This window comes from Lacinutrix sp., from assembly GCF_023299985.1.
GTDB lineage: Bacteria > Bacteroidota > Bacteroidia > Flavobacteriales > Flavobacteriaceae > Lacinutrix.
Genome location: NZ_JALZVX010000060.1, coordinates 1 through 6,057 on the forward strand (window position 1 = coordinate 1; position 6,057 = coordinate 6,057).

6 protein-coding genes are annotated in these 6,057 nt (G+C 30.6%); all 6 read right to left on the reverse strand.

The features are described from left to right. On the reverse strand, positions 1-770 hold a 770-nt coding region (locus Q0C58_RS03120; protein WP_290697401.1), incomplete at its 3' end, for a S49 family peptidase. A gap of 49 nt (positions 771-819) precedes the next feature. Further along, a complete protein-coding gene (locus Q0C58_RS03125; protein WP_290697404.1) occupies positions 820-1,875 on the reverse strand; it encodes an AMP-binding protein in 1,056 nt (351 codons plus the stop codon). A 9-nt stretch (positions 1,876-1,884) separates the two neighbouring features. Continuing rightward, positions 1,885-2,817, reverse strand: coding sequence for a type II CAAX endopeptidase family protein (locus tag Q0C58_RS03130; protein ID WP_290697406.1), 933 nt, complete (start codon positions 2,815-2,817; stop codon positions 1,885-1,887). Between the two features lie 2 nt (positions 2,818-2,819). Continuing rightward, positions 2,820-3,851, reverse strand: coding sequence for an o-succinylbenzoate synthase (locus tag Q0C58_RS03135; RefSeq protein WP_290697408.1), 1,032 nt, complete (start codon positions 3,849-3,851; stop codon positions 2,820-2,822). Further along, complete coding sequence (gene menA / locus Q0C58_RS03140; RefSeq protein ID WP_290697410.1) at positions 3,852-4,775, reverse strand: 1,4-dihydroxy-2-naphthoate octaprenyltransferase; 924 nt, start codon at positions 4,773-4,775, stop codon at positions 3,852-3,854. It lies immediately after the preceding gene. A gap of 230 nt (positions 4,776-5,005) precedes the next feature. Next, complete coding sequence (locus Q0C58_RS03145; protein WP_290697412.1) at positions 5,006-5,845, reverse strand: 1,4-dihydroxy-2-naphthoyl-CoA synthase; 840 nt, start codon at positions 5,843-5,845, stop codon at positions 5,006-5,008. Positions 5,846-6,057: the final 212 nt, after the last annotated feature.

A 6,057-nucleotide genomic window follows, 5' to 3' on the forward strand; every position in this document is an offset into this window, starting at 1 on the left:
TCTATTAAACCAGAACTAACTGCAAGTTCTGGAGTTCTTGAAAGTAAGTTGTCTGCAATGTTATTTAATTCTGTTGTTGAAATATTTCTACTTTCTGAGACCTCCTTTTTCACTTCACTCCAAATACCATTTAAATATGCACTTATTTGTTCGCGATTATTATCGCTCATTTCATTTTCTAAATAAGGTTCTACCGCACTTTTATATTTACCTAAGCGAATAACTTCCATTTTAATACCAGATTTCTCTTGAAAATCTTTGTAATATAAACGCTCTGTAGATAAGCCTTTAAATTCCATTTCTCCAACAGGATTAATATATAAAGTGTCTGCAACAGAATTTAAGTAATAATCTTTTTGAGAGTAAACATCTCCATAAGAGACTATAAATTTACCAGACGTTTTAAATTTTAAAAGTGCATCTCTTAATGCTTTTGTTTGAGACATTCCTGCCGTTACAAAATTATTATCTATCGAGATTCCTTTAATGTTTTCGTCTGTAGCTGCATAATCTATAGCATAAATAAGATCGAAAAGTCCATTTTTTTTATTTTCATCTAAAAAAGCATAGTCTTTAAAAGTTGTTTTTGCAGCATAGTCTTTTATTGGGAAATCTAATTTAAGTTCCAATACAGAGTTGTTTTCAACCACTACATTATCGTTAGCAGACGAGCCGAAAAGCACACCTATAAGTAATAAAAAACCGAAACAGAGCATTAGAAAAACAAAAATGCCTATGACTGTTGAAAATACACGTTTTATAAAATTCATAATATTGATTTTATTTTGTTAGTAGTTAATTAGAAGGTAATGTTACACATTATTGCAATAATTGTAACGTTTTTTTACGCTGAATTTTCCCAGAAGTGGTTTCAACAAATTTTGGTAGGTAATATATTTTTTTAGGCTTAGAAAATGAACTCAGTTCTAAGAACATAGCATCTGTTATGTTAACCTCTTCACCTTCAACAATAAGAATAACATGTTCTCCAAGAATTTTGTCTTCTTCTGAAGCTATAAAAAAACGATTCTTAATTTTACTACTCAAACTATTTTCTATTTGCTCAGGAAATACTTTTATACCTCCAGAATTAATAATAGTATCTGCTCTACCAAGCCACTCAAATTCAGTTTTAGAATGCAGCTTTACAACATCGTTGGTTATTATTTTATTTTTAGAAACACGAGGTGCATAAATAATAAGACAGTCTTTATCGTTTTGAGAAATTTCTATATTTGGTAATGTTTTAAAATATTTTTGTTTAGAAACACTATTTAATTGTTTTACAGCAATATGAGAAACAGTTTCCGTCATACCATAAGTTTCAAAAATCGATGTTTTTAATCCTTGTATTTTACTTTTTAAAGCTGAAGACACTTTAGCTCCTCCAACTATAACTATTTTTATAGTACTAAGTTTATCGAGATTGTTTTCAAGCTGTAAAGGTACCATTGCAGTAAAATGATACTGTTTATTGGTATCTATTTGCAAGCTAGATTTTGGTTCTATACTATCAATCTCAAGACCTAGAATTAGTGCACGAACTAGCATCATTTTACCTGCTATATAATGTGCAGGTAAACATAACAAAGCGCTATCACTTGGTTGTAAATTAAAATGAATTCCAGTGGCAATGGCACTATTTACCATGGCTTGCTTTTCAATAACAATTGTTTTTGGAATTCCTGTAGAACCAGAGGTTTTTAGAGCTATTGTATTAAGTTGATCTTGCCATAGTAATAAAAACGCACCAATATCTTTGTTATAAGATTGCTCACTTTTAGTCAACTTTAGCGCAAAACTTTTTAAAGCCTTTGAATTATAATGCTTGCCATTATACTTAAAACATTCGTGAACTGTTTCGAAACTTAGCATTTGCTTTTATTAATCTAATACTTTGTAGTTTTCTTTTGGTGGCTCTACAATTTTTCCAAAAAGTTTATCTTTCCAATTAGTCCATCCATATTTTTTAGAAAGAATAAAAAGAATTAGAGGATAAAAAACTAAGACCGGAATAAGAATTTCTAAAGCCGTTGTGTTAGCTTCTTCCGCTGTGTACTTAAATACAGCATCAGTTTGCAATGCAGACCAATCTGAAGTTACCAGTAATGCCGCTAATAGATTATTACCTAAATGAAATCCTAAAGCAAGTTCCAATCCTTCATCCATTAAAGTCATAATACCCAAAAGTAAACCAGTTCCAATATAAAAAATCATTACTATTAAACCCATTTCTGCAACTTCTGGATTTGCACTATGTGCAATACCAAAAAGAACAGAAGTAAAAAGTAACGGAAACCATCTGTTTTTAACTAATATGCCTATTTGTTGTATAAAATAGCCTCTAAACAAGTATTCTTCAAGACCAATTTGAAACGGAAATAATATAATACTAATAATAAACAAAACAGCAAATTTACTAGCATTAAACTGAAACTCTACAGCACTAGGATCCATATAATAAGCCACTGTAAAAGAGGTTATAGTTAGAATAACAATTAAAATAAAAGAAAATAGTATTCTACTCCAATCTACTTTAAGTCTCGAAGTTGTTAGTGATAAAAGACTACGTTGGTGCATAAACTTTACAAGTAAAAATAATAAACCAAGCAAGAACGCAAATGGTACCAAATTTATAACCAAAGAAGTATTAGCAGGAATACTTTTAGCACTTTCATATAGTGCTTCCATGTCTTCTTTAGAAACAAGAAGATATATAATAAAATTAATTACAAAAATACCAGATACAACGACGCTTGTAATTAAAAACATCCAAAATTCGTTAACTCCTTTATAGGCCTGTTGTATATAGTTCATAATTATAAATTAAAATTCCAATGATTAATACTATAGTACAATGTACCATTTTTTACTTGTAAAGGCGATTTAAAATTATTAGCAAAAAGACCTCCTGTACCCAAACCTTGTGGCATTTTATTGTTTTTTAAATACGTGTATTGCGCGATTGCACTTAAGCCAATATTACTTTCTAGAGCACTTGTAATCCACCAGTTAATATTTTGTTTTTCTGCTAAAGCAATCCACTCATCTGTTCCTGCAAAGCCACCAATAAAACTAGGTTTTAAGATAATGTATTGTGGTTTTATTGTTTGTAGTAATTCTATTTTCTTTTCTGTAGAAAAAACACCTATTAGTTCTTCGTCTAAAGCAATTGGTAAAGGCGTTAGTTCGCATAGCTTTTTCATTTCATCAAACTGTCCAGCTTTTATTGGCTGCTCTATAGAGTGTAATTTGTAATCCCTTAGTCGTTTTAGTTTTTCTAAAGCATTATCTGGACTAAAAGCGCCATTGGCATCTACACGCAGTTCTATATCGCTTTCGCTAAAATGGGTTCTAATGTTTTTTAATAGTCCAAGTTCTGTTTCAAAATCTATTGCTCCTATTTTAAGTTTAATACATTTAAAACCAGCTTCAATTTTATCTTGAATTTGTTGTTTCATAAAGGCTTCTGTTCCCATCCAAATTAAACCATTAATAGGAATTGAAGCTTGATTTTTAGTGAATTTTGAAGGAAATAATTCAAAATTATCTTTAGCGTCAAAAGACATAAAAGCCATTTCTAAGCCTATTTGAATACTTGGGAATTCTATATTTTCTTTTAAAAGAAAATTTAAACCTTTATCTATATTCTCGCAAGTGTATTTAAGTTGCATTTCGTAATCTGGTCTATCATCAATAGACAATCCTCTAAGAATACCACATTCTCCAATACCTTTTTTACCTTGAGAAGATAAAATAATAAACCACGTTTCTTTTGTTTTTAAAATACCACGAGATGTACCACTTGGTTGTTTAAAATTAAGAAGGTATTTTTGGTAAGTTGCTTTCATCTACACCGCAAAAATAGCAAAAAGTACAGCAAACAAGAAAGTACTTAAAGCTACTTTTTTTAACTCGCTATCTAATTCTCTATGAATAATATTTCTTGCAACCATAACTATATTAAGCACTAATGGAATAAATGCTATTAAAAACAGATATTGTTTTGGCGAAAAATAATTAAGATGAACATATATAATAGCACAAATTAATGCCACTATAATTAAAGCATAATGGTATAATTTAGCCTTTTGGCTTCCCATTTTCACTACCAATGTGTTTTTATTTGCTTTAATATCTTCAATCCTATCTCGCATATTATTTAAGTTTAATACTGCAATACTTAACAAACCTATTGTTGTTGCGGGTAAAAACAAATCCCAATGTATTGTTTTGGTATATAGGAAATAACTACCAACAACACTTAACCATCCAAAAAATAAAAACACAAATATATCTCCAAAACCAGAATATCCATAAGCATTTTCACCTACTGTATACTTTATTGCTGCAACAATAGATCCAATTCCTAGAATTAAAAATAATATTGAATAACCAAAGTTATCTTGCCCAAAGGCTGTGTAAATTAATGTAATGGCAACTATTAATGTTAATATTGCTGTAATAACCATAGCGTGTTTCATTTGTTTTGGCGAAATAATACCAGAAGCTACTAAACGTTGTTCTCCTAATCTATTTTTGTCTGTTCCTTTTATACCATCTCCATAATCGTTTGCAAAGTTTGAGAGGATTTGGAAACCTATTGTTGTTAGAATGGCTAGAATAAAAATCGAGTAATTTTCTACAATATCAGCATGTAAAAATCCAAATTGAAATTGACGAAAATCTGCCAAACCGCAGCCTACAATAATTCCAGAAACCGATAATGGTAAAGTTCTTAAACGTGCTGCTGCAAGCCAATGTTTTATTTTCAATGTTATTGTTTTTATAATTTTATTTTCTCGCAAAGGCGTTAAGGCGCAAAGGTTGGTGCTTTCTATTGTTATATTTTTCCTTTTCTGACTCTTTTCCGAAGGAAAAGACACTGTTTATGGAACTTCTACAATTTATAGAATACAGTGACTGCCAACTGATGACTGAACACTGCCTACTTTTTTAAGTCTAACTAATTACTGCCTACTGAAGACTGTTTACTGCCTACTTTTTAAGGTATCCATTGTTTTGGAAAATTAGGCTTACGTTTTTCTAAAAAGGCATCACGTCCTTCTTTAGCTTCATCTGTCATATAAGCCAAACGTGTTGCTTCACCTGCAAATACTTGTTGTCCAACCATGCCATCGTCTGTTAAATTCATTGCAAATTTAAGCATCTTTATAGAGGTTGGTGATTTTTCTAGTATTTCTTGAGCCCATTGGTAGGCTGTTGTTTCTAATTCATTATGTGGAATTACAGCATTAACCATTCCCATATCATAAGCTTCTTGAGCAGAGTAATTACGACCCAAAAAGAAGATCTCTCTTGCCTTTTTTTGCCCTACCATTTTTGCAAGGTAGGCAGAACCATAACCTCCATCAAAACTAGTAACATCTGCATCTGTTTGTTTAAATATTGCATGTTCTTTACTTGCTAAAGTTAAATCGCAAACAACATGTAAACTGTGTCCTCCTCCAACTGCCCAACCTGGAACAACAGCTATTACTGCTTTTGGCATAAAGCGAATGAGACGCTGTACTTCTAATATATTTAACCTATGGTAACCGTCTTCTCCTACATAACCTTGTTTTCCACGTGCTTTCTGGTCTCCTCCAGAACAAAATGAATACACACCATCTTTAGCTGAAGGTCCTTCAGAAGATAATAATACTACTCCAATATTAATATCTTCTTGCGCATCGTAAAAAGCATCGTATAATTCTTTTGTTGTTTTTGGTCTAAATGCATTTCTAACATTTGGTCTATTAAAAGCTATTCTAGCAACTCCGTTACATTTATTATAGGTAATGTCCTCATAATCTTTGACTTTAACCCATTTAATTTCACTCATAACCGTTTTGTTTTTCAAAATTTAAAAATACATAATTTTGATTATTGTAGTCCTAATTTTAAGTTATTATTTAATCTATTTGTTGATTTTTTTTAAAATTAATATTTATGTAGTTGCATATCCGTTTAATGTCCATTAGCAGTAATGCTAGCGATAATAAGCCTATCAAATATTTTTTCTCCAAAATATCTTCTATTGAGCTTATAAACAAA

What these genes read in the sequence shown, in the direction of transcription:
- Q0C58_RS03135 (WP_290697408.1), bottom strand. Translation starts at nt 3,851, where the DNA reads ATGAAAGCAACTTACCAAAAATACCTTCTTAATTTTAAACAACCAAGT.
- Q0C58_RS03130 (WP_290697406.1), bottom strand. Translation starts at nt 2,817, where the DNA reads ATGAACTATATACAACAGGCCTATAAAGGAGTTAACGAATTTTGGATG.
- Q0C58_RS03125 (WP_290697404.1), bottom strand. Translation starts at nt 1,875, where the DNA reads ATGCTAAGTTTCGAAACAGTTCACGAATGTTTTAAGTATAATGGCAAG.
- Q0C58_RS03145 (WP_290697412.1), bottom strand. Translation starts at nt 5,845, where the DNA reads ATGAGTGAAATTAAATGGGTTAAAGTCAAAGATTATGAGGACATTACC.